Genomic DNA, 25,656 nt, shown 5'->3' with positions numbered 1-25,656 from the left:
ACACCGAAGTCCTACCCGGACGGTCTATCGCGCACTCATGACGACAGTCACGGATGAGTGATAGCTTCGGGGGGTAGAGCTCAGTGAGGCAGTGCCCGCCCGAGGAGGCCGCACGTCATGAGTCCCTTCACCGGCTCCGCCGCCCGCACCCCCGGCTGGGAGCACCTGCGCGTCGAGGTCACCGACGGCGTCGCGACCGTCACCCTGGCCCGCCCCGAGAAGCTCAACGCGCTCACCTTCGGCGCCTACGCCGACCTGCGCGACCTGCTCGCTGAGCTGTCCCGGGAGCGGTCCGTACGGGCCCTGGTGCTGGCCGGCGAGGGCCGCGGCTTCTGCTCCGGCGGCGACGTCGACGAGATCATCGGCGCCACCCTCGGCATGGACACCGCCCAGCTCCTGGACTTCAACCGGATGACCGGCCAGGTGGTCCGGGCGATCCGGGAGTGCCCGTTCCCCGTGATCGCGTCGCTGCACGGCGTGGCGGCGGGCGCCGGCGCGGTCCTCGCCCTGGCCGCGGACTTCCGCGTCGCCGACCCCACCGCCCGCTTCGCCTTCCTCTTCACCCGTGTCGGCCTCTCCGGCGGTGACATGGGCGCGGCCTACCTGCTGCCCCGGGTCGTCGGACTGGGGCACGCGACCCGCCTGCTGATGCTGGGCGAGCCGGTCCGCGCCACCGAGGCGGAGCGCATCGGCCTGATCAGCGAGCTGACGGAGGAGGGCCGGGCGGACGAGACCGCGCGGCAACTGGCCCAGCGCCTGGCGGAGGGCCCCGCCCTGGCCTACGCCCAGACCAAGGCCCTGCTCACGTCAGAGCTGGACATGCCGTTGGCGGCCTCGATCGAGCTGGACGCCTCGACGCAGGCGCTCTTGATGAACAGCGAGGACTACGCCGAGTTCCACGCGGCGTTCACGGAGAAGCGCCCCCCGAAATGGAGCGGACGGTGAGCGAGTCACCCTCAGGGGCGCGGGGCTGTGCTGGATGTGCGGCTACCGCCGCGCGGGCGCGATCAGCCGCAACGGACCCGCGCTCGCACGCGCGGCCCGGCCACCCCCTACGGGTGGCAATCATCGGCGGCGGCCCCGGCGGCCTCTACGCCGCCGCCCTCCTCAAACGCCTGGACCCCGCACGGGAGATCACCGTCTGGGAACGCAACGCCCCCGACGACACCTTCGGTTTCGGCGTGGTCCTCTCCGACGAAACCCTCGGCGGCATGGAGCACGCCGACCCGGAGGTCTACGAGGCACTCCAGCGGCACTTCACCCGCTGGGACGACATCGACATCGTCCACCGCGACACCCGCCACACCTCCTCGGGCCACGGATTCGCGGCCCTCGGCCGCCGGCGCCTCCTGGAGATCCTCCACACCCGCTGCCGCGACCTCGGTGTCGACCTCCGTTTCCGCGCCGGGGCCCCGGAAGACCTCGCCGGCACCCACGATCTGGTCATCGCCGCCGACGGCATCCACAGCACCACCCGCGAGAGGCACGCGGACGTCTTCCGCCCCCGGGTGACGCAGCACCGCTGCCGCTACATCTGGCTCGCCGCCGACTTCCCCTTCGACTCCTTCCGCTTCGAGATCGCCGAGACCGAACACGGCGTGATGCAGCTCCACGGCTACCCCTACGCCCCCGACGCCTCGACGGTGATCATCGAGATGCGCGACGAGGTCTGGCGCGCGGCCGGTTTCGACGAACTCGACGAGGCGGAGTCGGTCGAGCGCTGCGCCAAGATCTTCGCGGAAGCGCTCCGCGGCCGGCCCCTGAAGTCGAACAACTCCGCGTGGACGACGTTCCGTACGGTCGTCAACGACCGCTGGTCGCACGGCAACGTCGTCCTCCTCGGGGACGCCGCCCACACGGCCCACTTCTCCATCGGCTCCGGCACCAAGCTCGCCGTCGAGGACGCGCTCGCCCTGGCCGCCTGTCTGGAGGAGCGGGACACCGTGCCCGAGACCCTGGCCGCCTACGAGGCGGAGCGGCGACCCGTCGTCGCCTCCACCCAGCGTGCCGCCCGGGCCAGCCTGGAGTGGTTCGAGAACATCGCCCTCTACCTGGACCAGCCGCCCCGCCAGTTCGCCTTCAACCTCCTCACCCGCAGCCGCCGCGTCACCCACGACAACCTGCGGCTGCGCGACGCCCGCTTCACGCAGACGGTGGAGCGCGAGTTCGGCTGCCCGCCCGGCACGCCCCCGATGTTCACCCCGTTCCGGCTGCGCGGCCTGACCCTGCGCAACCGGGTCGTCGTCTCTCCCATGGACATGTACTCGGCCGCCGACGGCGTCCCCGGCGACTTCCACCTCGTCCACCTGGGGGCGCGGGCGCTGGGCGGGGCCGGGCTGGTGATGACGGAGATGGTGTGCGTCAGCGAGGAGGGCCGGATCACGCCGGGCTGCGCCGGCCTCTACACCGGCCGGCAGGCCGAGGCCTGGAAGCGGATCACGAACTTCGTGCACGAGCGGGCCCCCGGCACCGCGATCGGCGTGCAGCTCGGCCACAGCGGCCGCAAGGGCTCCACGAAAGTGATGTGGGAGGGCATGGACGAGCCGCTGGAGGAGGGCAACTGGCCGCTCGTGGCCCCCTCGGCGCTGCCGTACAAGGTGTTCAGCCAGACACCCCGCGAGCTGTCCCGGGCCCAGCTCACCGACCTCCGGGAGCAGTTCGCGGCGGCCGCGGTGCGCGCGGCCCGGGCCGGCTTCGACTTGCTCGAACTGCACTGCGCGCACGGCTACCTGCTGTCCGGGTTCCTCTCCCCGCTGACCAACCGGCGCACCGACGCCTACGGCGGTTCCCTGGAGAAGCGGCTCCGCTTCCCGCTGGAGGTCTTCGACGCCGTACGGAACGTGTGGCCGGGGGAGCGGCCGATGACCGTCCGCATCTCCGCGACCGACTGGGCCGAAGGCGGCACGCGTGCCGAGGACGCCGTCGAGATCGCCCGGGCCTTCGCCGCGCACGGCGCCGACGCGATCGACGTGTCGACCGGCCAGGTCGTGGCGGACGAGCAGCCGGAGTTCGGACGGTCGTACCAGACGCCCTTCGCGGACCGGATCCGCCACACCGCCGGGATCCCCGTGATCGCCGTCGGCGCGATCTCCTCCTGGGACGACGTCAACTCCCTGATCCTCGCGGGCCGCACCGACCTCTGCGCCCTCGCCCGCCCGCACCTCTACGACCCCCACTGGACCCTGCACGCGGCGGCCGAGCAGGGCTACACGGGGCCGGGCGCGACCTGGCCGGCCCCGTACCGCGCGGGCAGCCGCCGCCCTCGGACGGGCCGCACGGACGCCCCGAAACCGCGGCTGAGTCTCGGAAGCGGTGACGCCCGCGGAGGTTAGGATCCGAGGCATGGTCATGACCATGGACGACGTGGACCGGTTCGAAGCCTTCCGACCGCGCCTGGAGGCCGTCGCCTACCGGCTGCTCGGTTCGGCGAGCGAGGCCGAGGACGCCGTGCAGGAGACCTTCCTGCGCTGGCAGGGCGCCGACACCGGCCGCATCGAGGTCCCCGAGGCATGGCTGACGAAGGTCCTCACCAACCTGTGCCTCAACCAGCTGACCTCGGCCCGCGCACGGCGTGAGACGTACGTGGGCCAGTGGCTGCCCGAGCCGCTGCTCGCCGGGGACCCGATGCTCGGGCCCGCCGACACCGCCGAGCAGCGCGAATCGGTCTCGTACGCGGTGCTGGTGCTGCTGGAGCGGCTCTCGCCGAACGAGCGGGCCGTGTACGTCCTGCGGGAGGCCTTCGACTATCCGCACCGCGAGATCGCCGAGATCCTGGACATCACCGAGGCCTCCAGCCAGCAGATTTTCCACCGCGCGAAGAAGCACGTCGCGGACGGCAGGGCCCGCACCCGTACCGAGATCGACGAGGCCGCCGCGCGGCGCATCATCGACGAGTTCCTCGCGGCCGCCGCCAGCGGCAGGACCGAGCCGCTCGTGCAGCTGCTCACCGGGGACGCCATCGCGGTCGGCGACGGCGGCGGGAAGGTCCCGGCCCGCGCCAGGGCGTTCGAAGGAGCTCTCGCGGTCGCCACGTTCATGCGGGGCCTGTTCAAGCCCAGTGCGGCCAAGCGTGCCCTGGTCGGCGGCTCGGCCGACGTCTACGCCTGGACCGCCAACGGTGACCCGGCCCTCGTGGTGGTCGTCGAGGGCCGGGTCGTCGGCGTCATGTGCCTGGAGGTCGCCGCGGACGGCATCGCCGCGTTCCGCAACCAGGTCAACCCCGACAAGCTCGAACGCGTGACCCGGCTGTGGGCCGCCGGCGACCACGGGGAGCCCCTGCTCACGGTCTTCTGACCCGACCTCCCGTGGTGTGACGTGGATCACATCAAGCTCCTGTCAGGAAACGGCGGGCCGCCCGGTTCAAGAGGCGTAACCCGCTGAAGACAGCCGTCATGACAGGAGCCACGCCATGCAGCACCGCATCGTCGTCCTCGGAGCCGGCTACACCGGGGCCACCGCCGCCGGGCGCCTCGCCAAGCGACTGCACCGCGAAGACGTCGCCATCACCCTCGTCAACGCCGAGCCGGACTTCGTCGAGCGCGTCCGGATGCACCAGCTCGCCGCCGGCCAGGACCTCGCGCCGCGGCCCTTCGACGAGATATTCGAGGGCACCGGCGTTGCGCTGAAGCAGGGGAAGGTCACCGCCGTCGACGTGGACCGCCGGACCGTGACCGTCGCCGCCGCCGAAGGCGCGGGGCAGGGGGCGGACGAGGTCCTGCCGTACGACACCCTCGTGTACGCCCTCGGCAGCGGCTGGAACAACCAGGGGGTGCCCGGTACTGCCGAGTACGCCCACGAGGTCGCCGGCCGCGCCGGAGCGCTCCGGCTGCGCGAGCGTCTGGCCGGCCTGGCCGCGGGAGAGTCCGTGGTCGTGGTCGGCGGCGGCCTCACCGGCCTGGAGGCCGTGACCGAGATCGCCGAGACCCGCCCGGACCTCGACGTCGCCCTCGCCGCCCGCGGCGGCCTCGGCGACTGGCTCTCGGCCAAGGGCAGCGGGCACCTGCGGAAGGTCCTCGACCGGCTGGGCATCACCGTCCACGAGCACACCGCCGTCACCGCCGTCGAGGCAGACCGCGTCACCACCGCCGACGGCACGAGCATCCCGGCCGCGGTCACCGTGTGGACCACCGGCTTCGCCGTTCACCCGATCGCCCGGGCCACCACCCTGGAGGTCTCCGGCACCGGCCAGATCGTGGTCGACCGGACCATGCGCTCGGTGTCGCACCCGGACGTGTACGCCGTCGGCGACGCGGCACTGGCGATGGGCCCCGGCGACAAGCCCCTGCGGATGTCGTGCGCCTCGGGCGTCTTCACCGCCTGGCAGGCCGTCGACGCCATCGCGGCCCGTCTGACCGGCGGGAAGGTCCCGACCGTGCCGGTGCGCTACTTCAACCAGTGCATCTCACTGGGCCGCAAGGACGGCCTGATCCAGTTCGTCACCGCCGACGACCGTGCCGTCCGGTGGGCCCTCACCGGCCGGTTCGCCGCCTTCTACAAGGAACTCGTCTGCAAGGGTGCGGCCTGGACGGTCGCCCACCCGATGGTCATGGCGGTCCGGCGCCGCGTCGTGCGGGAGACCGCCGTCGCCGAAACCTCGCCGGTCAGGACGGCGGCCTGAAGCGTGGGGACACCGGCCGCCTCAGACCGGGTAGGCGTGGGTCTGGGCCGCCTTCACCGTCGCCCAGACCTCCGCGCCCGGGTGCAGGCCGAGCTCCGCCGCGGCGACCGTCGTGAGATCGGCGGCGAGGGGCAGTTCACCGGTGAGGTCGGCCCGGATCTGGTCGCCGTGGGTCTCCAGACCGGCCACCTCGCAGCGCCAGAGGTTGCGGGCGCTGGAGCCGGAGGGCCGGTCACGGTGGAGGGTGACCGCGCTCGGCGGGAACGCCACGAAGACCGGGCCGGACAGAACCTCCGTGGTGGTGAGGGGCGGGCCGTCGGCCAGACGGACGGTGTGGCCGCCCGCCTCTCCCCGGTAGAGGTTCAGGCCGACCAGCCGCGCGATGTAGTCCGTACGCGGGTGGCGGGCGATGTCGGCCGGGGTGCCCTCCTGGACGACCCGGCCGTGCTCCACGACCACCAGCCGGTCGGCCAGCACCATCGCGTCGAGCGGATCATGGGTGACGAGCACGGCGACCGCCTCGAACCCGGCCAGGTGCCGCCGGAGCCGGGCGCGCACCTCCAGACGGGTACGGGCGTCCAGCGCCGCCAGCGGCTCGTCGAGCAGCAGCAGCCGGGGGCGGGTCGCCAGGGCGCGGGCGAGAGCCACGCGCTGGGCCTGGCCGCCGGAGAGCCGGCGTGGTTTGACACCGCTGTGCGCCGCGAGGCCGAGGCGGTCGAGCCACTCCGCGGCCTGCGCCCGGGCCTCGGCCCTGGTCGCGCCCCGGCAGCGGGGCCCGAAGGCGACGTTGTCGAGGGCCGTGAGGTGGGGGAAGAGCAGGTAGTCCTGGAAGACGACTCCGACGGGACGGGCCTCCGGCGGCGTACGGTCCAGCCCGGTGCCGTCCAGCCGCAGATGACCGCCGGAGAGAGGGGTCAGTCCGGCGAGGGCACGCAGCGCGGTGGTCTTGCCGGCGCCGTTCGGCCCGAGCAGGGCGACGACCTCGCCGGGCGCGGCGGTCAGCGCCACGTCGAGGCGGAAGTCCCCGCGGTTCACGACGAGACGGGCGTCGAGCCCGTCCGTGGCGGGGCCGGAGGCGGGGTGGGCCGAGGTCATGCGGCACGCATCCATCGGTCGCGCAGTCCCGCCAGCACCGCGATCGACACCGCCAGCAGCACCAGGCTGAGGGCGATCGCGGCCTCCGGGTCGCTCTGCAGGGCCAGGTAGACGGCCAGGGGCATGGTCTGGGTGCGGCCGGGGAAGTTGCCGGCGAAGGTGATCGTCGCGCCGAACTCGCCGAGCGCCCGCGCCCAGGCGAGGACCGCGCCCGCCGCGATGCCCGGCGCGATCAGCGGCAGCGTGACCCGGCGGAACGCGGTGAAGCGGGACGCGCCCAGGGTGGCGGCCGCCTCCTCGTAGCGGGGGTCGGCGGCCCGCAGGGTGCCCTCGACGCTGATGACGAGGAACGGCATCGCCACGAACGCCTCCGCGATCACGACCCCGGCGGTGGTGAAGGGCAGCGTGATCCCGAACCACGCATCGAGCCACTGCCCGACGATGCCGTTGCGGCCGAGTGCCATCAGCAGCGCCACACCGCCCACGACCGGAGGCAGGACGAGGGGCAGGGTGACCAGAGCGCGTACGAGGCCGCGGCCGGGGAAGTCGACGCGGGCCAGCAGCCAGGCCAGCGGCACGCCCAGGACCAGGCACACCGCGGTGGCCGCCGTGGCGCTGACCAGGGACAGTCTGAGAGCCTGCCAGACCTCCGCGCTGGTCAGCTGCTCGGGCAGGCTGTGCCACGGAGTCCGCACCAGCAGGGCGATCAGCGGCAGGATCAGGAAGGCCAGGCCGGTCAGCGCGGGGATCAGCAGGGGCAGCGGGACGCCCGCCCGGACGCGCCGGCGCCGCGGACCGCCCCGGAGGGTGTGGGCCGCGGCGCGAGGCCGGTCGTCAGGGAGTGTCACGGCTTGAGGAACCCGGCCCCGCTCAGGACCTTCTGGCCCTCGGCGGACCGCACCAGCGCGATGAACGCCTTGGCGGCCCCGGCGTTGGGCGCGTCCTTGAGCAGCGCGATCGGGTAGTCGTTGACGGCGTCGGCGGACTCGGGGAACTGCACGCCCTCCACCTTGTCACCCGCCGCGCGCACGTCCGTCCTGTAGACGACGGCCGCGTCGGCCTCCTTCAGCTCGACCTTGGTGAGCGCGGCCTTGACGTCCTGTTCGTAGGAGACGGGGGTGAGTGTCAGCCCGCTCGCGTCGAGGGCCTTCTGCGCGGCGGCGCCGCACGGCACCTCCTTGTCGCAGAGCACCGCCTTCAGATCCGGTGCGGTGAGGTCCTTGAGCGAGGAGACCTGGTGCGGGTTGCCCGGCAGGGTGGCGATCTCCAGCTCGTTGCGGACGAAGGTCACGGGGGCGCCCGAGGCGTCCCCGGCGTCCTTGACGATCTTCATGGTCCTGGGGCTGGCCGAGGCGAAGACGTCCACCGGGGCGCCGCCGGTGATGCTCGCGGCGAGGGAGTCGCTGCCGCCGAAGCTGAAGGTGACCTTCGTGCCCGGGTGCTCCTTCTCGAACTGCTCGCCCAGGGTCGTGAAGCTCTCCTTCAGCGAGGCCGCGGCGAACACGGTCACCTCCCCGGACGGCTCGCCCGAGCCGGAGGAGTCCGGCTTCGCCGAGGAGGCCGGGCCGGACGGCGAGCAGGCACTCAGGGCCAGCAGGGCGGCGGCTCCCACCGCTGCCCCCGGGAGCGGGCGGCGGATGCGGCCCACGGTACGGGTCGTCACGGGTCTGCTCCCTCTGCTCGGTATGCGCCGATGATAATGCCGCACATGCAAGGGGGAGAACCCCTGTGGGTTCGCATGAGCCGGGTCTGGGTTCTCCAGGGGTGGCATGTGCGTTCGTACGGGACGGGTGCCGGCCCCGGGGGGCTACCGGGACCGCAGCCGGAATCCGTGGTGCTCTTGGACCCAGCGGCCGAGCAGCGCGCCACCGTAGACGACGTAGCCCACGCCGATGAGCCAGGACTCCACGACCAGGACGACGCCGACGGCTCCGTAGCTGATCGCGTTGGTGACGATGAGGGGCGTGAAGACGAAGTAGGAGAACATGCGCAGGCCGCCCAGCCCCAGCATGGTGGCCACCGCCCCGGGGAGCAGTTCGCGCCAGCGGACCTGACCGCCCAGCAGGAAGCGCTGCCCCCACCAGAAGAACAGCAACCCCGACGCCGAACTCAGCGCGATCCGCTCCGGCCCCGAGACGATGCCGCGTGTCTGCACCTCCTGGTACAGGTACGCGGTCGTCGCGATCATCCACACCGCCTGGCGCCAGACCCGGTGCCACGGGCCGGAGGGCAGGCCCCAGATCCGCTCGTAGCCGTTCTGCACGCTCCCGCCGAACGCGACGCCGAAGACGACGAGGGCGACCGCGCCCAGCACGCTGGTGGTGCCGATGACCTTGCGCGGCGGGCTGATGATGTCCGTGAGCACCCGCGCGGACCGGCCGGACAGCCCCATGCCGTCGGCCAGCCAGAACGCGAAACCGCCCCGTTCCAGTGGATCGGCGGCGGCGACCACGATCAGCAGCGGTGCCAGGGTGACCAGCGCGAGCGTGGCGAATCCCATGGCCCGGTGCAGCAGCTCCACGTCGCGGCCCTGCCGGACGAGGGTGTGCGCACCGGCCCGCTCCCACCCGCCGCGCGCCGAGCGCCCCCACCGCCTCACGGCAGCCGGTCCGCTCGGGGGCCCGTGCCCGGTGATGTGGTGACGGTCATCCCTCGGTCCGCCTCCCGGTACGCGCTCCGTCCACTCGCGGACATCGTTGACCGTTCCGGAGCCGACGCAAACGCCGCATACCGGGCGGCGCTCGCGGGCTCAGAGCCCCACGAACCCCGCCCCCGCGTCCCGCAGCCGCTCGTGCAGCCCCCGGAACACCGCCGCCGAGCGCACCCCCGGCCAGTCCGCGGGAAGCAGCCCGGACGGCAGGCCCGGGTCGGCGTAGGGGAGGTGGCGCCAGGAGTCCAGGGCGAGGAGGTAGTCCCGGTAGGCCTCCTCGGCCGGGGTGTCCTCGCGCTTCTCCCAGTCGTGCAGCACGCGCGCGTGGCGGTCGAGGAAGGCCTCGTGCTCCTTGGCGATGGCCGCCAGGTCCCACCACCGGGCGACGGCCTCCGCGGTCGGTGCGAAGCCGAGGTGCTCGCCGCGGAAGAAGTCGACGTACGCGTCGAGCCGCAGCCGCTGGAGCGTGTGCCGGGTCTCCTCGTAGAGCCGTGCGGGCGCGATCCACACGCCCGGGGCGGCCGTGCCGAAACCGAGCCCGGCAAGACGGGAGCGCAGCACGTGCCGCTTCTGCCGTTCCGACTCCGGCACGGAGAACACCGCGAGCACCCAGCCCTCGTCCTCGGGCGGGGCCGAGGCGTAGATACGGCGGTCGCCGTCGTCGAGCAACTGGCGGGCGTCCGGGGACAGTTCGTAGCCGGCCGCACCCTGGGCGGTGCGGGCCGGCACGAGCAGTCCGCGTCTCTTGAGCCGCGACACCGAGGAGCGGACGGACGGGGCGTCCACGCCGGCCGCGGCCAGCAGCCGGATCAGTTCGGCTACCGGCACGGGGCCCGGGACGAAGCGGCCGTACGCGCCGTAGAGCGTGACGATGAGAGACCGTGGTGCATGCTGGTCGGACACGTTGATCATCTTAGGTCGTACGGATCACTCCTGGTCGCCTCCCGGTACCCCGTCGGTGCGCAGTCTGAACCGCTGGAGCTTGCCGGTCGCCGTGCGCGGCAGCGCGTCCAGGAAGACGATCTCGCGGGGGCACTTGTACGGCGCCAGCTCGCGCTTCACGAAGGCGCGCAGCGCGTCGGCGTCCCGCTCCGCACTCTCCTTGAGGACGGCGAAGGCCAGCACGACCTGCCCGCGGGCCTCGTCGGGCCGTCCCACGACCGCCGCCTCCACCACGTCCGGGTGCCGCAGCAGCGCCTCCTCCACCTCCGGGCCGGCGATGTTGTACCCGGCCGAGATGATCATGTCGTCGGCGCGCGCGACGTAGCGGAAGTAGCCGTCGGGGTCGCGGACGTAGGTGTCGCCGGTGACGTTCCAGCCGCCGCGCACGTAGTCCCGCTGCCGCGGGTCGGCGAGGTAGCGGCAGCCGACCGGCCCGCGTACGGCGAGCAGCCCCGGCTGCCCGTCGGGCACCGGCCGGCCGTCCTCGTCCTGCACGCGCGCCTGCCAGCCCGGCACCGGAACGCCCGTGGTCCCGGGCCGGATCAGGTCGTCGGCCGCGGAGATGAAGATGTGCAGCAGCTCCGTGGCGCCGATGCCGTTGATGACGCGCAGGCCGGTGCGCTCGTGCCAGGCCTGCCAGGTGGCCGCGGGCAGGTTCTCGCCGGCCGAGACGCAGCGGCGCAGCGAGGAGACGTCGTGCCCGTCGAGCTCGTCGAGCATCGCGCGGTACGCCGTCGGGGCCGTGAACAGCACGGAGACCCGGTGCCGGCCGATGGCGGGCAGCAACTGCCGGGGGCCCGCCTGTTCGAGCAGCAGCGCACGCGCGCCGGCCCGCAGCGGGAAGACCACCAGCCCGCCGAGACCGAAGGTGAAGCCCAGGGGAGGGCTGCCGGTGAACACGTCGTCCGCGTCGGGCTTCAGGACGTGCCGGGAGAAGGTGTCGGCGATCGCCAGGACGTCCCGGTGCAGATGCATACAGCCCTTGGGGTGGCCGGTGGTGCCGGAGGTGAACGCGATCAGCGCCACGTCGTCGGCCGCCGTCGCGACGGTCTCGTACGGGGCCGTGTTGGCCGGGCGGTTGAGGAGGTCGTCGGGGGCGTCACCGCCGTAGGTCGTGATGCGCAGGCCGGGGACCTCGGCCTTGGCGAGGTCGTCGACGGCCCGGACGTCGCACAGTGCGTGCCGCACCCGCGCGATCTCGCACATCGTGCTCAGCTCGTGCGGACGCTGCTGGGCGAGCACCGTGACCGCCACGGCCCCCGCCTTCAGCACCGCCAGCCAGCAGGCCGCGAGCCAGGGCGTGGTGGGGCCGCGCAGCAGCACCCGGTTGCCGGGCACGACGCCGAGCTCACCGGTGAGCAGGTGCGCGACGCGGTCCACGCGGGCGCGCAGATCGCCGTACGTCCACGGTGCGCCGGTGGGCGTGAGGAACACCGGGCGGTCGTCGGGCGGGCCGTGCAGCAGTGCGGCGGCGCAGTTGAGCCGTTCGGGGTAGTGCAGCTCCGGCAGATCGAAGTGGAGCTCGGGCCATTGGTCCCGGGGTGGCAGATGATCCCGGGCGAAGGTGTCGACGTGGGCCGTGCCCCGTGGATTCATACGGTTCGCCCCCTTGGCGTGGTGGGCTCGCCCCTGGAGCGTATCGTGTTGGTGACGGCAGTCAACGGTCCGCGATAACCTCGGAGTGGCCCGGCCGGAAGACGGGGTGGCGGAGAAGGGACCGGCGATGACCGCATTCTCACTCGAACCGGCACAACTCGCCTGGTGCGCCGAGCTGCGCACCCTGGCCGCACAGCGGCTCCGCCCGCTGGCCGACAAGGGCGAACCGGGGCGGGTGAACCGGGCCCTGGTCGCCGAGCTCGGCAGCCTGGGGCTGCTGGGACGCCTGTTCACCTCGGGTGCGCTCGATCTGTGCTTGATGCGCGAGTCCCTGGCCTACGCCTGCACGGAGGCCGAGACGGCCCTGGCCCTCCAGGGCCTCGGAGCCCACCCCGTCCATGCGCACGGCACGCGGGAACAACGCGCCCGCTGGCTCCCCCGAGTGGCCGACGGCACCGCGATCGCGGCCTTCGCGCTGAGCGAGCCGGGGGCGGGATCGGACGCGGCGGCGCTGGAGTTGCGGGCGGAGCCGGACGCCCCGCGGGGCGGGGGGTCACCGGCCGGCCCTGCGGTCGCCGCCGCCCCGCCGGGCGAGGGCCCACCGGCCGGACAGGCCCTCTCCGCCGCCCCCGACGGCCCCGCCCGCTGGCGTCTCACCGGCGAGAAGTGCTGGATCTCCAACGCCCCCGAGGCCGACTTCTGCACCGTCTTCGCCCGGACCACCCCGGGCGCCGGGGCCCGCGGCATCACCGCCTTCCTCGTCCCCGCCGACCGCCCGGGCCTGACCGGCCGAGGGTTCGACATGCTCTCGCCGCACCCCATAGGCGCCCTGGACTTCGACGCCGTGCCCGTGACGGCCGAGGACGTGCTCGGCGAGGCCGACCGCGGCTTCCGGGTCGCCATGGGGACGCTCAACCTGTTCCGGCCCAGCGTCGGCGCCTTCGCGGTCGGCATGGCCCAGGCCGCCCTCGACGCGACCCTCGCCCACACCGCCGGGCGGGACGCCTTCGGGGCCAAGCTGAAGGACCTGCAAGCCGTCGCGCACCAGGTCGCCGAGATGGCCCTGCGCACGGAGGCGGCCCGGCTGATGGTCCACGCGGCGGCGTCGGCCCACGACGCGGGCTCCCCGGACGTGCCCCGGTGCTCCGCCATGGCGAAACTGCTCGCCACCGAGACCGCGCAGTACGTCGTCGACGCCGCCGTCCAGTTGCACGGTGCCCGGGCCCTGCAACGCGGCCACCTGCTCGAACACCTCTACCGCGAGGTGCGCGCCCCCCGCGTCTACGAGGGGGCCAGCGAAGTGCAACGCGACATCATCGCCAAGGAGTTGTACGCCCGTCAGGAGGCCCGGTGAGCACCGAGCGCGTCAACCCGCCCGAGCTGTCCCCACCGGCCGGCTTCTCGCACGCCGTCGTGGCGTCCGGCTCGCGGGTGGTGTTCCTGGCGGGCCAGACCGCCCTCGACGCCGACGGCAAGGTGGTCGGCCGCACCCTGCTCGAGCAGTTCGAAAGGGCCCTCACCAACCTGCTGGCCGCCCTCGCGGCGGCCGGTGGCACACCCTCCGGCCTGGCGCGCGTCACCGTCTACGCCACGGATGTCGAGGCGTACCGTGCGCACGCCCCCGAACTGGGCCGCGTCTGGCGCCGACTGGCCGGCCGCGACTACCCCGCCATGGCCGTCGTCGAGGTCGTCCGGCTGTGGGACGCGGAGGCGATGGTGGAACTGGACGGCTTCGCGGTCCTGCCCTAGTCCGGCCCCCTCAGGCCGCGACGGCCAGGCCCTCGGCGCTCACCCGGCGCGGCTGCACCACGCGTCCGTCCGGCAGCAGTTCACCGGTGTCGTCGAAGACGACCGTCCCGTCGCACAGCAGGCTCCAGCCCTGCTCGGGGCGGGCCGCGACGACGTGCGCGGCGGGGGAGTCGGTCGCGGGGCACAGGGGCCGGTGGGCACACATGGCGCACCTCCACGTCGGTAGGGCCGTCCGAAGGGTTCGGAGGGCTCGTACAGACAGACCATCCTCCCGCGCCGGACTCATCGGAACGGCCCTACGGGAAGCGTGACACGCCCAGGACATTCCCAGGACGGTTCCACGACGGCCGGTGCCAACTCGCCACCGAAGGGGTGAGGGTCACGGGCGCCGGCCCGGAGGGCCGGTACGAGTGGAAGCCGCAATTCCACTCATTTCGGGAGGATCTCCATGCGTCTACGTCCCCTTCTCGGCGCGGCGGCCGGTGCCGCGCTGCTCCTGCTCGCCGGTGCCGGCGCGGCGCCCGCCACTGCGTCGGTCCTCGCCCCGACCGGCACCGTGACGGTCGACGCGGTGGGCCGGATCGCCGCCGACGGCACCGTCACCCTGTCCGGCACCTACCGCTGCGCGAGCTCCAGCGGCCCGGTCTTCGTCAGCTCCTCCATCAGGCAGGGCCTCTCCACGGCCCGTCACGGCATCGGCGGCACCCGGGCCGTGTGCGACGGAGCGGAGCACCGGTGGGTGAACACGGGCCGGGCCCTGCCCGGCGCGCTCGTGGCCGGGGCGGCCCACGTCGAGGCCACCCTGATGGAGCTGCGCACCTTCGGCGGTCTGCCGCTGCCCAGCTTCCACGCCGTCCAGGGGCAGGACATCACCCTGAGCCAGGCCTGAGCACGACGGTGAACGGTTCGGCGGGCGACCCGGGTCCGGGACGTCCGCCGATCCTGTTTAATTGCGATGTCTTTGCAACAGCCTTATGAGAGCAACAAGGGTGTGAGGTCACATGTCGACCCGTCGGATACGAGGGGCCGCCGTCACGGCGGCGCTGGCCGCGGCGGTCACCGCCTGCTCGGCCCCCAGCGGCGGCGGCTCGGGCGACGGCAAGTCCGGGGGATCCGTCGTACTCGGGGTGGCCTCCGAGCCGGACACCCTCAACCCGCTGCTCGGCTACGGCAAGGACGGGAACTCCAAGATCTTCGACGGGCTCCTCGCCCGGGACGCCGGCCTGAAGCTGAAGCCCGCTCTGGCGGCCGCACTGCCGGAGGTCACCGACGGCGGCCGCACGTACACCTTCACCCTGCGCGACGGGGTCGAGTTCAGCGACGGCGAACCGCTGACGGCCGCCGACGTCGTCTACACGTACCGGACCGCTCTCGACCCGAAGACCAACAACACCTTCAGAAGCGAGCTGGACGCCGTCAAGAAGGTCGAGGCGAGCGGCGACGACAAGGTCGTCTTCACGCTCAAGTACCCCTACGCCCCCTTCGCCGCCCGCACCGTCTGGCCCATCGTCCCCGAGCACATCGCGGGGGAGCAGGACCCCAACACCGGCTCCTTCAACACGAAGCCGGTCGGCACCGGGCCGTATGTCCTCGCCACGTGGAGCAAGGGCGAGAAACTCACCTTCAAGGCCAACCCCCGCTACTGGGGCGGCGAGCCGAAGGTGAAGTCCTTCACCATGGCGGTCATCGGCGACGACAACGTGCGCGCCACCCGCCTGCGCTCCGGCGACCTCGACGGCGCGGTCCTCCCGCCCAACCTCGCCGCCACGTTCAAGGGCGACGACGCCCGGCGCACCTACGAGGCCCGGTCCTACGACTTCCGGGCCGTCACCCTCCCCACCGCGAACAAGGTCACCGGCGACCGCGCGATCCGCCGGGCCCTCGACGCCGCCGTGGACCGCGAGGCCATGGTCGCCAAGATCCTCGACGGCGCCGGCCGCCCGGCCTACGGACCGCTGCCCGTCGACGACCCCGCCTTCGCCGAGGACATCGAGCGCACCCAGGACCTCGGCAAGGCCGGCAAGATCCTGGACGAGGCAGGCTGGAAGCCCGGCGAGGGCGGCGTCCGCACCCGGGACGGGCAGCGGGCGGCCTTCACCCTGCTCTACCCCTCCGGCGACAAGGTCCGCCAGGACCACGCCCTCGCCTACGCCTCCGACGCCAAGAAGGCCGGCATCGAGGTGAAGGTGGAGAGCGCCACCTGGGAGGTCATCGAGCCCCGCATGAAGGACACGGCCGTCCTCGCGGGCTTCGGCAGCACCGGCGACCCCGACTTCGGCCTCTACACCCTGCTGCACTCCTCCCTCGCCGGCGACGGCTTCAACAACATGGCCCGCTACGACAACCCGGCCGTGGACCGCGCCCTCGACGACGGCCGCCGCAGCCAGGACCCGGCCGAGCGCACGTCCGCCTACGACAAGCTCCAGCGCGCCCTGGTGCAGGACCCCGGCTACACCTTCCTCACCCACATCGACCACCTCTACGTGCTGGCCGACCGCTGGGAGAAGCTGAACACCCAGCTGGAGCCGCACGAGCACGGCTTCGCCAGCGGCCCCTGGTGGAACATCGAGGACTGGCAGCCGAAGAAGTGACCCGCCTCCCCTGGGGAGCGATGGCACGACTGGCGGCACGCCGGGCCCTGTTCGCCGTCCCCGTCCTGCTCGTCGTCACCTTCGGCGTGTTCGCCATCGCCGCCGCCTCCCCCTTCGACCCCGTCAAGGCCTACGCCGGCACCGCCGCGCTCGGCGCCGACCAGCAGACCCTGGACCGGCTGCGCGAGAACCTCGGTGTGGACCGGCCCTTCGCCGCCCGCTGGTGGCACTGGCTGACCTCCGCCCTCACCGGCGACCTCGGCCACTCCAGCGTCATGCGGCAGCCGGTCGCCCAGGTCATCGGCGAACGGCTCGTGTGGTCCGCGCTGCTCTGCGCGGTCGCCTTCGCCGCCGCCGTACTGGTGGGCACCGTCCTCGGCGTGCTCGCCGCCCGCCGACCCGGCTCGCTCGTCGACCGGACCGTCACCTCCCTCGCCTACACCCTGGAGGCGGCACCGGTCTTCTGGATCGCGCTGCTCGCCATCTGGCTGTTCGCCCTCCAGTGGGACCTCCTCCCGGCGGGCGGCCTGACCGACACCGGCAGCGAACAGGTCACGCCCGGCCAGGTGACGAGCCATCTCCTCCTGCCCGCCGGTGTCCTCGCCGTGTCCCAGCTGCCCTGGTTCACCCTGTACGTACGCCAGGGCGTCGGCGACGCGCTGGCGGAGGACCCCGTGCGCGGCGCCCGGGCCCGCGGCCTGAGCGAAGGCACCGTCCTGCTCGGCCACGCCCTGCGCTCCGGGCTCCTGCCGGTGCTCACGCTCATCGGCTCCCGCGTGCCCGAACTCATCACCGGCGCGCTGCTGGTGGAGAGCGTCTTCAGCTGGCCGGGCATCGCAGCCGCCACCGTCGAGGCGGCCACCGCCGTCGACTTCCCGCTGCTCGCCGCCCTGACGACCCTGGCCACCGCGGCGGTGCTCGCCGGGAACCTGCTCGCCGACCTGCTCTACGGACTGTTCGACCCGAGGGTGAAGCTCAGTGACATGTGACGCCCCGGCGCCCGCCGCCGCCCCGGAGCGGACCGAGTGGCGCACGCACGGACCCCGGCGCCGCTCCACCCGCGCCCTGCGCGTGCGCACCTCCGCCGTGCTGGTGGCCGCGACCGTCCTCGCCGTGCTGCTCGTGCCGCCGCTGGTCCAGCTCGACCAGCAGGCCGTCGACCTCGCCGCCAAACTGCAACCGCCCTCCTGGGCCCACCCGTTCGGCACCGACGACGTCGGCCGCGACCTGCTGCTGCGCTGCGTCTACGGCCTGCGCGTCTCGCTGCTCGTCGGCGTGGCGGCGGCGCTGACCGCGACCGTCGTCGGCACGGCCGTGGGCGCCGCGGCCGGGGCGCTGGGCGGCTGGGCCGACCGGGCCCTGATGCGGGTGGTCGACACGTTCTCGTCCGTGCCGCACCTGCTGCTCGGCATCTTCATCGTCGCCATGTTCCGCCCCGGAGTGTGGCCGGTGGTCATCTCGGTGGCGCTGACCCACTGGCTGTCCACCGCGAGGATCGTCCGTGCCGAGGTGCTGTCCCTGCGGTCCAGGCCCTACATCGACGCCGCCGTCTCCGGCGGGGCCTCCCGGTGGCGGGTGACCCTACGGCACCTGCTGCCGGCCGTCCTGCCCCAGGCCGCGCTCGCCGCCGTGCTCATGGTGCCGCACGCCATGTGGCACGAGTCGGCGCTGTCCTTCCTCGGGCTCGGGCTGCCCACGCACACGGCGAGCCTCGGCACCCTCATCCAGACCGCCCGCGGCTCGCTCCTCGCCGGCCAGTGGTGGCCGACGCTCTTCCCGGGTCTCTTCCTCATCGTCCCCACCCTCGCCATCGCCGGACTCGCCGGCGCCTGGCGGGAGCGGATCAACCCCCGCCACCGATCGGAGCTGATGCTGTGAGCGCCGGTATGGACTCCCTGACCCCCGTGCTGTCGGTGCGCGGCCTGTCCGTGCGGTTCCTCATGCCCGGCGGGCGCCGCGTCGCCGCCGTCACGGACGCGCGGTTCGACGTGGCGCCCGGCGAATGCCTGGCTCTGATCGGAGAGAGCGGCTGCGGCAAGTCCGTACTGGCCTCCGCCCTGCTCGGACTGCTCCCCGGCAACGCCCAGACCGCCGGTTCGGCCCTCCTCGGTGACCTCGACCTGCTCACGGCCGGTGAGCGGACCCTCGCCCGCACCGTACGAGGGCGCCTCATCGGCCTCGTACCGCAGAGCCCGGCCGCCCACCTCACCCCGGTCCGCACCGTCCGCTCCCAACTGGAGGAGACGGTCGCAGCCTTGACCGCGACCCGGGGGCGCGCCGCTCTGCGGGCCGCCGGCGAGGCCGCCGCCGAACGGGCCGCGTTCCCCGCGGACCACCTCGACCGCCACCCCCACCAGCTCTCGGGCGGTCTCGCCCAGCGCGCCGCCACCGCCCTCGCCCTGGTCGGCGACGCACCCCTGCTGCTCGCCGACGAACCCACCACCGGACTCGACCGCGACCTGGTGGACCGTACGGCCGACGAACTGCGGCGGCACGTCGACGAACCGGGCGAGGGCGGCCGCGGACGGGCCCTGCTGATGATCACCCACGATCTGGCGGCCGCCGAGCGCATCGCGGACCGGGTCGCGGTCATGTACGCCGGACGGATCGTCGAACTCGCCGACGCCGCCGCGTTCTTCGGCTCACCCGGGCCCCGCCACCCCTACAGCCGCGGCCTGCTCCAGGCCCTGCCCGACCGCGCCTTCACTCCCATCCCCGGCATGCCGCCCGAGCTCGGCGACCTCCCGGCCGGCTGCGCCTTCGCCCCCCGCTGCGACCGGGCCACCGACACCTGCGCCACCGAGCCGCCCCCCGGCACGGTCGCCTGCCACCACCCGCACGTGCCGGAGGACGTCCGTGCTTGAACTGCGCTCCATCACCGCCGGATACGTCAGGAACGCCCCGGTGGTCCGGAACGTGTCCCTGACCGTCGCGCCGGGCGAGTCCGTCGGGCTGCTCGGCCCGAGCGGCTGCGGCAAGTCCACCCTCGCGCGGGTCGCGGCCCTGCTGCACCGCCCCGACTCCGGCACCCTGCTCCTCGACGGCGAGCCCGTACGGCGCTGGCGCCACCGCGCCCCACGCGAGAAGCGCACCGCCTTCGGGGTCGTCTTCCAGCAGGCCAGACTCTCCGCGGACCCGCGGCTGCCGCTCACCGACCTGATCGCCGAGCCCCTGCGCGCCACCGGCCGCGGCGCGGACGTCCCGGGCCGGGTCGCCGAGTTGGCCCCCGTCGTCGGTCTCACTCCCGACCTGCTGACCCGGCGGCCGCACGAGGTCAGCGACGGGCAGCTGCAACGCGCCTGCCTGGCCCGGGCGTTGGTGCTGCGCCCGCGGCTGCTGGTGTGCGACGAGATGACCGCGATGCTCGACGCCTCGACGGCAGCCGCCCTGGTCGCGGCCGTCGAGGACCACCGGGCCGCGACGGGGGCCGCCCTGCTGGCCGTCGGCCACGACCGCGCCCTGCTCGGGCGCTGGTGCGACCGCACCGTCCAGTGGGACGGCCTGGCCTGAGGCGCTACTCCTGTACGTGCCGGATGGCGTCCAGCACGATGTGCGCCACATGGTCGTCGGTGAGGGTGTACCGCGTCTCGCGGGCCTGACGCCGGGCGGTGACGATCCGGGAGGTGCGCAGCACCCTCAGGTGCTGGGAGACCAGTGGCTGGCTGACGCCCAGGGCGGTCACCAGTTCATGGACGTACCTCCCGCCGCCGGACAGTTCCCGCACGATGCCCAGACGTACGGGCGAGGCCAGAGCGCGCAGCAGGTCACCGGCCGCCTGGAGGGTCGGATCCGGCTCGTCCGTCGGGGGAGAGGGCGTCGTTGTCATATGCATACATTAGCATATGACAACGATTCCCAGTTTGTTCTTCGCCCGCTGGGGGGGCGGCTGCCGTCAGTGGTCGTCCCAGTGTCCCTCGTGGGCGGCGTGCCGGTGGCCGTCGTGCACGTAGTCCGTGTGGTCGTCGTGCCGCACGGCCAGATGGCTGCAGTCGGCGCCGTGCTCGTGGTCGTGGTTCCGGTGCACCGCGTGGCCGTCGGTCGCGCACTCGTCGGTGTGGCCGTCGTGCGTCCGGTGGATGTGGCCGTCGTGGGCGTAGTCGGTGTGGTCGCCGTGGGTGAACGCGAGGTGTCCGCAGTCCTCGCCGTGGGCGTGCGCGTGGTCCTCGTGGGTGATGTGCTGGGCGGTGGTCATGGTGGAGCTCCTTGCGTGTGCTGGTGCCGGCCGTGACGGGTCGACCCGGGCCGGACATGGCGACATTAACATATAGCGATTCCTGCATGTATTGTCCGGGGACCCGCCGCGACCCGCCATCCGGGGCGGGGCGCACGGGTGAATCGCCGGTCTAGAGCACCGCCACGACCACGCAGCTGTCGCCGTACTGCCACACCGGGCCGGCCTGGGCGAAGCCGGCCTGCCGCAGGAGCTCCAGGTGGGCCGAGAGGGGGAGTTCGGCGGGGCGCGCCGTGCCGAGGGAGGCTTCGCGGCGCCGGCGCTCGGTGAGGAGGTCGGTCAGCTCCGGGTCGTCGCCGGCCGCGGCCCACCAGGAGCCCCAGTCCTCGTGAGTGAACACGCGCTGCCGGTCGGCCCGGCACCGCCCGACATGGGCGGCGATCGTCGCCGGACCCGTCTCGCCCTGGGGGAGGTGGTCACCGTTGACGAGGACGCCCCCGGGCCGCAGCAGCCCGGCGAGCTGCCGGTAGGTGGCGAGCAGGGTGTCGCTGTCCAGGTAGTGCAGGGCCGTCGTGGAGACCGCAGCGTCCAGGGGCCGGTCCAGCCCCAGGGCCCGCACCCAGCCGGGGGCACCGATCTCCGCGTCGACGTAGCGGGCCGCGTCCGGGTGGTGGGTGCGGCCCAGCTCCAGCAGGACGGGGTCCCGGTCCACGGCCACGATCTCGGCGTCCGGCAGCCGCCGGACCAGCCGGGCCGCCAGGGAGCCGGGCCCGCAGCCCAGGTCCACGACGAGGGGCGGGGCCGCACGCCCCGCCGTGACGTGCTCGACGACATCGGCGATCACCGTGAACCGCTCCTCGCGGTCGACGGCGTACCGCTGCTGCTGGAGCTCCCAGCGCTCCACCCATCGCTCCGCCGTCGCCAGACTCAGCCCCATCCGGTCGCGCCACCTCGCCGTCTCGCACTTGACTCGTTACGGCCCGAGCCTACAGGTGGAAACGGTTCCCATTATGCCTAGTTGGTGGTGTCACGGCAGTGAGGCGAGAACGGACAGCAGCCGGTCGACCTCCTCCACCGTGTTGTACACATGCAGACTCACCCGCACCGAACCGGTCTTCTCGCCCGCGTCGCCCTGGCAATGGTGGTCGGAGCGGACCATGAACCCGTGGCTGAACAGGATGAACCCCAGATCACCCGAGTCGATGGCGTGGTGCCGCAGGGTCACGATGCCCTGCCGGCGCTGCACGGTCGAGTCGGCGGTGAGACTGAGCGGACAGCCCAGGACCTCGTAGGCGTCCAGCCGGCGCAGCCCCTCGGTGAGCCGGACCGCCAGGCCGGCCGTCCAGCGCTCGATCCGGTCGACACCGGCCGCCTCCAGCCAGTCCAGGGCCGCTTCGAGCGAGGCGATGCCCACCGTGTTCGGGGTGCCGCTCCACCCGCCCGGCACGAACCGCGGCCCGCGCGCCTGCCGGGCCCAGACCGCCCCCGAGCCGGGCAGCGCCAGCGCCTTGTGACCGGAGAACACGACGAAGTCGACGTCCAGCTCCGCCACGGACACCGGCAGATGACCCACACTCTGGGCGGCGTCCAGGCAGATGACCGCGTCCGGGCCGACGGCCTCACGGATGCGGTGCACGTTCATGTCGCCGCCGTAGACATGGTGCACATGGGTGGTGGCCACGAACCGGGTGCGCGGCCCGGCCCGCTCCGCAAGCGCCCGGTGGTCGTAGTCCCCCGAGCCGCTCTGGTACGGCATCGGCACCACCCGCACGTGCACCCCCTCCCGGGCCAGCGACCGCTGCGCCTCCAGCCAGGGCACGATGTTCGCCTGATGATCGGCGTCCGGGACGACGATCTCGTCGCCGTCGCGCAGGAAGCCCGGCAGCCAGTCGCGGGCGATGGTGCGCAGTCCCTCGGTGGTGCCGCCGGTGAAGTGGACGGCGGAGCGCTCCGGCCGGTCGTCCCCGAGGAACCGGGCGACGCGCTCGCGGGTGCGCTCCACCAGCTCCGTGGTCCGGTTGGCCCAGGTGTAGGTGCCGCGCGCGGAATTGGCGTTGGAGGTGGTCAGATACGTCTGGACGGCGTCCAGGACGGCCTGCGGCTTCTGCGCCGTGGCCGCGCTGTCCAGGTACGCCAGCTCCGGATGCCCGGTGACGATGGGGAACTGGGCGCGCAGCGCCTGCTGCCACCGCTCCTGCGGCTCGCGGCCGCTCGGTGTGCTCACGCCGGTCAGTCCCGCACCAGGGGCGCGCCCGCGTCCCGCCAGGCGATGATGCCCCCGGCCAGGCTGCGCACGTCCGGGTGGCCCATCCGGGTCAGCAGCGCCGCGAACCGGGCGGACTGCTCACCGACCGGGCAGGCCAGCAGCACCGGTCGGCTCCTGCTGAACGGCAGGCCGCCCCGCACCAGTTCCGCGAACAGCTCGTCGACGATGTTGACCGAACCGTCGATGTGCAGCGCCGCGTACGCGTACGGGCTGCGCAGGTCGACCACGAGCGGCCGGTCGGTCTCGATCCAGCGCTGGGCCTCGGCCACGGTGACCGACGGTGCCCCGCCGACCTCGGCCTCGGACAGGTCGGCCGGCGAGTTCTTCCGGGGCGGCCGGCCCAGCAGATCGGGCCGCCGCTGCCGGACGTAGCTCAGATAGCTCTCCACCCGGTCGCAGACGATGAACACGGCGGTCCGCCGCTCCTGCGACTCCTCGTCCAGAGGCCGCAGATGGCGGACGGCGCCGAAGTAGGCCGCCCCTCCGGTGGGACCGCCCAGGATGCCGCAGCGGCGGTTCAGGGTCAGCATCCCCTCGATCGCCTCGTCGGCGGTGACCGACTCCATCGTGTCGTACGTCTCCGGGTCGAACAGGCCCACCTCCTGCACCTCGTCGATGGTGCGGATCCCGGGGATGAAGTCGGACTTGGCCGCCACGAGACCGACGACCCGCACGGAGGGGTCCTCCTCCCGCAGTGCGCGGGCGACGCCCGTGGAGGACCCTGCCGTGCCCACACAGGCGACGAACCAGTCCGGGACCCGGCCGTCCAGGTCCTTGACGATCTCCGGCCCGGTGCCGGTGAGATGGGCCTCGGTGTTGCGCGGGTTGAAGTACTGGTCGGTGTGCAGATAGGCGCTGCCCGAGGCGGCGAGCGTGCGGTGGAACAGGGTCAGCGGATCGTCCGTGGCGGTCGGGTCCAGGCACTCGCTCTGCCCCGGCAGCTCCTCGATCTCCGCGCCGAGCAGCAGCAGGAGGTCCTTGATCTCCGGCACCCGCATCCGGTTGGTGACGCTCTTGAAGCCCAGGCCGTGCATGCCCGCGATGACCGCGAGGGCCTTGGCCGTGTTGCCGCTGGACAACTCGACCACCTGGCTGCCGTGTCGGACCGCCTCGGTCAGCAGAGGTCCCGCCATGCTCCAGGCGGCCCGGTCCTTGACCGAGCCGAAGGGGTTGAGCATTTCGAGCTTCGCGTACAGATCGATGGTGCGCAGGCCGTGCACCGCCGGGTCTATCCGCACCAGAGGGGTGTTGCCTATCGCCTCGGTGATGCTGTCGTACCTCACTGAGCTCCCCTCGCGGGCGTGATCGGCCAGAACTGGTCGTCGAGGCACCAGCGCCAGGCGTCACCGTCCTGCCAGGCGGCGACCTTGCCGGCTGCGGGCTGGTGCTGGGCGCGGGTGGCGTGGAAGTCCATGGCGTAGCCGGCGGTGTTGGCGAAGGCCAGCAGGTCGCCGGGTTCCGGGCGGCGCGGCAGGAACACCGTGCGCCGGGTGATCAGGTCGGTCTCCAGACAGAGGCTGCCGAAGAGGTGCACGGCGACAGGCCCGTCCCCCGGCCCGGCTCCGCCCCGGGGGACGACCACGGGGTCCATGAGCACTCCGTGGTCCTCCAGCGCGATGTCGTCGGCCTTCGCGGCCAGCCGCACGAGCAGTTCCCCGCCGCCCTCCTGGGGGCGGACCTCCAGGACACGCGCGAGCGTGAGTCCGCACTGGTCGAGCAGCGCCCGGCCGGGCTCGGTGTACAGGTCGTACAGGTGCTCCAGCAGCAGCGCGGCGAGCGGGCGCCCGCCCAGCGAGGCGGCGGGCTGGGCCAGCAGCTCGTCCAGGTAGGCGGCGCCGGCCACGGGCCGGTGGGCGGGGTACAGGCCGAGCGTGCCGCGCAGGGTGCCGGACTCGTTGCGCAGCCCGTAGCCGTGCCCGCCCCACGTCAGGGGCGGACGCCGGCCGAGGACGGCCGCGGTCAGCGCGGTCGTGTACGCCTCCCACTGCTCGCGCTCGGCCAGATAGCCGATGCCGAAGCCGCCGCCGATGTCCACGGCCCGCGGCCGCAGCCCCCGGCTCCGGCACAACTCCAGCGCGGCCAGGCTCCCTTCGAGGGCGGTCGCCTTCTCCGCGACGCTCGTCGTGTCCAGATGGAAGGCCACGCCCTCCAGGTCGACCGCGTCGGCATGCCGCTCGACCGCCTCCAGCAGCAGCTCCAACTCCCTTACGGGCGTGCCGAAACGGCTCCGCCGGCTCAGCACCTTCACCCCCGACGTCTCGAAGCCGGACAACCGCAGCAGCACCCGCACCGGGGCGAGCGTGTGCTTGCGCACCAGGGCGGCGAGCTGGTCCAGTTCGGCGACGGCATCCACGCTGACCGTGACACCCGTGCGGGCCGCCAGCCAGAGGAACTCGGGGTTCTTCGGCCCCGTGGCCGTGATCCGGCCGGCCTCGAACCCGGCACCCAGCGCATGCTGCAACTCGCCCAGTGACGCGACGTCCACGCCCGCGTCCGTCGCGGCGAGCCGTCGCAGCAGCGCGCTGGACCGGTTGGCCTTGTGGGCGTAGAAGACCTGGCCCGACAGGTGGTGCGAGCGGTACACCGACCGGAACCGCTCCAGGTTCTCGGCGATCTGGTCCGGCACCACGACGTGCAGGGGTGAGCCGAGTGCGTCGACGATCGAGTGCAGCGTGCCGTGCGCCGCGACGAGCGACCTCAGCCGTGGCTCCAGCCGCGGTTCGAGGTACAAGGGCCGGCCGTCCATGCGCGCTCCCCCTCCTGAGGCCGCCGCACCCGTCATCCGGGCACGTCGGACACTCCCCGCGTATCGCCGTATAGCCCATATCCATTCTTCGGTCGCTTTACGCCCTGTAAGGCCAGGGCCCGGACCTTGGCCGGTGTGAAGCGGATCACGGGCCGGGCCGCGGCGCGCGCCGGGCGCGAGGCGGCGGCATCCGCGGTCCGCGGCTCGACACGGGCACGCCCCGTACGCCACGC

General features: G+C 73.2%; 25 protein-coding genes. 12 read left to right on the top strand and 13 right to left on the bottom strand.

Features of this window, described 5'->3' with window-relative positions:
• The first annotated feature begins 117 nt into the window (after nt 1–117).
• The 4 genes from GTY56_RS32405 (at nt 118) to GTY56_RS32390 (ending at nt 5,617) form a co-directional block, all read left to right on the top strand.
• Nucleotides 118–945, top strand: a complete 828-nt coding sequence (locus GTY56_RS32405) for an enoyl-CoA hydratase family protein (RefSeq protein ID WP_161368838.1) — start codon at nt 118–120, stop codon at nt 943–945.
• Complete coding sequence (locus GTY56_RS32400; protein ID WP_202511025.1) at nt 930–3,332, top strand: bifunctional salicylyl-CoA 5-hydroxylase/oxidoreductase; 2,403 nt, start codon at nt 930–932, stop codon at nt 3,330–3,332. The genes GTY56_RS32405 and GTY56_RS32400 overlap by 16 nt, the downstream gene beginning before the upstream one ends.
• 10 nt (nt 3,333–3,342) lie before the next feature.
• On the top strand, nt 3,343–4,293 hold the full coding sequence (sigJ, locus tag GTY56_RS32395; protein WP_161368836.1) for an RNA polymerase sigma factor SigJ: 951 nt from the start codon (nt 3,343–3,345) through the stop codon (nt 4,291–4,293).
• Between the two features lie 115 nt (nt 4,294–4,408).
• On the top strand, nt 4,409–5,617 hold the full coding sequence (locus GTY56_RS32390) for an NAD(P)/FAD-dependent oxidoreductase (protein ID WP_161368835.1): 1,209 nt from the start codon (nt 4,409–4,411) through the stop codon (nt 5,615–5,617).
• Between the two features lie 21 nt (nt 5,618–5,638).
• Here the strand turns inward: GTY56_RS32390 and GTY56_RS40915 are convergent, their stop codons facing one another.
• The 6 genes from GTY56_RS40915 to GTY56_RS32360 all read right to left on the bottom strand — a co-directional run bounded on the left by GTY56_RS40915 (nt 5,639) and on the right by GTY56_RS32360 (nt 11,900).
• The gene (locus GTY56_RS40915) at nt 5,639–6,712 is read right to left on the bottom strand and encodes an ABC transporter ATP-binding protein (protein WP_237525132.1); all 1,074 of its coding nucleotides are present in this window, start codon (nt 6,710–6,712) and stop codon (nt 5,639–5,641) included.
• Nucleotides 6,709–7,560 (bottom strand): ABC transporter permease, encoded by an 852-nt coding sequence (locus GTY56_RS40910; protein ID WP_161368833.1) that lies wholly within the window; start codon nt 7,558–7,560, stop codon nt 6,709–6,711. Before GTY56_RS40910 ends, GTY56_RS40915 begins: the two co-directional genes overlap by 4 nt.
• Complete coding sequence (modA, locus tag GTY56_RS32375; RefSeq protein ID WP_346345634.1) at nt 7,557–8,375, bottom strand: molybdate ABC transporter substrate-binding protein; 819 nt, start codon at nt 8,373–8,375, stop codon at nt 7,557–7,559. Before modA ends, GTY56_RS40910 begins: the two co-directional genes overlap by 4 nt.
• Before the next feature lie 144 nt (nt 8,376–8,519).
• Nucleotides 8,520–9,311: a YhjD/YihY/BrkB family envelope integrity protein gene (locus GTY56_RS32370; protein ID WP_161368831.1), complete on the bottom strand. Its 792-nt coding sequence runs from the start codon at nt 9,309–9,311 to the stop codon at nt 8,520–8,522.
• Between the two features lie 150 nt (nt 9,312–9,461).
• Entirely contained in the window at nt 9,462–10,274 is an 813-nt protein-coding gene (locus tag GTY56_RS32365) for a PaaX family transcriptional regulator (protein WP_161368830.1), read from the bottom strand.
• Nucleotides 10,275–10,289: 15 nt separating this feature from the next.
• Entirely contained in the window at nt 10,290–11,900 is a 1,611-nt protein-coding gene (locus GTY56_RS32360; RefSeq protein WP_161368829.1) for an AMP-binding protein, read from the bottom strand.
• A 127-nt stretch (nt 11,901–12,027) separates the two neighbouring features.
• On the opposite strand from GTY56_RS32360, the gene GTY56_RS32355 reads away from it, so the two are divergent.
• Both GTY56_RS32355 and GTY56_RS32350 read left to right on the top strand, forming a co-directional pair.
• Nucleotides 12,028–13,254, top strand: a complete 1,227-nt coding sequence (locus GTY56_RS32355; RefSeq protein WP_161368828.1) for an acyl-CoA dehydrogenase family protein — start codon at nt 12,028–12,030, stop codon at nt 13,252–13,254.
• Nucleotides 13,251–13,649, top strand: a complete 399-nt coding sequence (locus tag GTY56_RS32350) for a Rid family hydrolase (protein WP_161368827.1) — start codon at nt 13,251–13,253, stop codon at nt 13,647–13,649. The genes GTY56_RS32355 and GTY56_RS32350 overlap by 4 nt, the downstream gene beginning before the upstream one ends.
• 10 nt (nt 13,650–13,659) lie before the next feature.
• On the opposite strand, the gene GTY56_RS32345 is transcribed toward GTY56_RS32350, so the two are convergent.
• Entirely contained in the window at nt 13,660–13,854 is a 195-nt protein-coding gene (locus GTY56_RS32345; protein ID WP_161368826.1) for a DUF5999 family protein, read from the bottom strand.
• Between the two features lie 243 nt (nt 13,855–14,097).
• Here GTY56_RS32345 and GTY56_RS32340 point away from each other — a divergent pair, with 243 nt between their 5' ends.
• From GTY56_RS32340 to GTY56_RS32315, 6 genes are all read left to right on the top strand, one after another.
• Nucleotides 14,098–14,538, top strand: a complete 441-nt coding sequence (locus tag GTY56_RS32340; protein WP_161368825.1) for a DUF6299 family protein — start codon at nt 14,098–14,100, stop codon at nt 14,536–14,538.
• A gap of 112 nt (nt 14,539–14,650) precedes the next feature.
• Entirely contained in the window at nt 14,651–16,240 is a 1,590-nt protein-coding gene (locus GTY56_RS32335) for an ABC transporter substrate-binding protein (RefSeq protein ID WP_161368824.1), read from the top strand.
• A gap of 20 nt (nt 16,241–16,260) precedes the next feature.
• Complete coding sequence (locus tag GTY56_RS32330; RefSeq protein ID WP_161368823.1) at nt 16,261–17,229, top strand: ABC transporter permease; 969 nt, start codon at nt 16,261–16,263, stop codon at nt 17,227–17,229.
• Nucleotides 17,219–18,118, top strand: a complete 900-nt coding sequence (locus tag GTY56_RS32325; RefSeq protein WP_161368822.1) for an ABC transporter permease subunit — start codon at nt 17,219–17,221, stop codon at nt 18,116–18,118. Before GTY56_RS32330 ends, GTY56_RS32325 begins: the two co-directional genes overlap by 11 nt.
• An 8-nt stretch (nt 18,119–18,126) precedes the next feature.
• Nucleotides 18,127–19,104 (top strand): ABC transporter ATP-binding protein, encoded by a 978-nt coding sequence (locus tag GTY56_RS32320; RefSeq protein ID WP_161368881.1) that lies wholly within the window; start codon nt 18,127–18,129, stop codon nt 19,102–19,104.
• Complete coding sequence (locus GTY56_RS32315) at nt 19,097–19,750, top strand: ATP-binding cassette domain-containing protein (RefSeq protein WP_161368821.1); 654 nt, start codon at nt 19,097–19,099, stop codon at nt 19,748–19,750. Before GTY56_RS32320 ends, GTY56_RS32315 begins: the two co-directional genes overlap by 8 nt.
• 4 nt (nt 19,751–19,754) lie before the next feature.
• Here GTY56_RS32315 and GTY56_RS32310 read toward each other — a convergent pair whose 3' ends face one another.
• The 6 genes from GTY56_RS32310 to GTY56_RS32285 form a co-directional block, all read right to left on the bottom strand.
• Complete coding sequence (locus GTY56_RS32310) at nt 19,755–20,066, bottom strand: ArsR/SmtB family transcription factor (protein ID WP_161368820.1); 312 nt, start codon at nt 20,064–20,066, stop codon at nt 19,755–19,757.
• 66 nt (nt 20,067–20,132) lie between these two features.
• Entirely contained in the window at nt 20,133–20,432 is a 300-nt protein-coding gene (locus GTY56_RS32305) for a hypothetical protein (protein ID WP_161368819.1), read from the bottom strand.
• Nucleotides 20,433–20,583: 151 nt separating this feature from the next.
• The gene (locus GTY56_RS32300) at nt 20,584–21,348 is read right to left on the bottom strand and encodes a class I SAM-dependent methyltransferase (RefSeq protein WP_161368818.1); all 765 of its coding nucleotides are present in this window, start codon (nt 21,346–21,348) and stop codon (nt 20,584–20,586) included.
• 90 nt (nt 21,349–21,438) lie between these two features.
• Nucleotides 21,439–22,635 (bottom strand): aminotransferase class V-fold PLP-dependent enzyme, encoded by a 1,197-nt coding sequence (locus tag GTY56_RS32295; protein WP_346345633.1) that lies wholly within the window; start codon nt 22,633–22,635, stop codon nt 21,439–21,441.
• 5 nt (nt 22,636–22,640) lie between these two features.
• Nucleotides 22,641–23,960 carry a pyridoxal-phosphate dependent enzyme gene (locus tag GTY56_RS32290; RefSeq protein WP_161368817.1) on the bottom strand — a complete coding sequence of 440 codons (1,320 nt, stop codon included), beginning with the start codon at nt 23,958–23,960 and terminating at the stop codon, nt 22,641–22,643.
• Nucleotides 23,957–25,423, bottom strand: coding sequence for a Y4yA family PLP-dependent enzyme (locus GTY56_RS32285; protein WP_161368816.1), 1,467 nt, complete (start codon nt 25,421–25,423; stop codon nt 23,957–23,959). The genes GTY56_RS32290 and GTY56_RS32285 overlap by 4 nt, the downstream gene beginning before the upstream one ends.
• Nucleotides 25,424–25,656: the final 233 nt, after the last annotated feature.

The sequence above is a fragment of the Streptomyces sp. SID5643 genome, assembly GCF_009872555.1.
Classification (GTDB): Bacteria; Actinomycetota; Actinomycetes; order Streptomycetales; family Streptomycetaceae; genus Streptomyces; species Streptomyces iakyrus.
Note: the sequence above shows the minus strand (reverse complement) of the source record. Positions and strands in the feature narration are given on the sequence as shown.